This window comes from Helicobacter pylori (genome assembly GCF_001998165.1).
GTDB classification, from domain to species: Bacteria; Campylobacterota; Campylobacteria; order Campylobacterales; family Helicobacteraceae; genus Helicobacter; species Helicobacter pylori_DL.
In genome coordinates this window covers 1-382 of record NZ_MTWR01000164.1, presented here as the reverse complement: position 1 = coordinate 382, position 382 = coordinate 1, and the positions used below count along the sequence as shown (strand labels likewise).

Below are 382 nucleotides of genomic sequence, written 5' to 3'. Positions count from 1 at the left end.
CCCCAAACGCCTCTCGCCTACTCATGATCATGTGATTGATAGGGGCAAATTTAGTCAAACGCCCCAAACACCCCCTACCATAGTCCTCATAATATTGCGCCAAAGTCGTGCCTACCGCTTCCCAATAGCCAAAATGCATGCATAAAGTGATCGCTTGGCCTTCCTTGTTTAAAGACTTCCACACATTTTCTTCATTGGTGTGCCAAACGCTGCGGAGTCGTATTTTAGAAGTGGTGAGCGCTAATGGGGGGCATTTAAGCTCTTCTTTAGGGGCTGTGGAGCTGATTGTGGGCATGCATGCCTTATTTGATTGCCAAAAAAACCCTTTCATCTTTGACACTTCGCACCAGGCTTACGCCCACAAGCTTTTAACCGGGGGCTT

General features: G+C 47.9%; 1 protein-coding gene and 1 pseudogene. One reads left to right on the top strand and one right to left on the bottom strand.

Annotation, left to right across the window (positions count from 1 at the left end; all coding sequences use genetic code 11):
* Positions 1–196, bottom strand: a pseudogene (locus BZK24_RS08700) (LpxL/LpxP family acyltransferase); the annotation flags it as partial.
* Here BZK24_RS08700 and BZK24_RS08695 point away from each other — a divergent pair.
* Positions 138–382: 1-deoxy-D-xylulose-5-phosphate synthase N-terminal domain-containing protein (locus BZK24_RS08695; RefSeq protein WP_143424422.1), on the top strand; the 245-nt coding region annotated here is incomplete at its 3' end. The pseudogene BZK24_RS08700 and the gene BZK24_RS08695 overlap by 59 nt on opposite strands.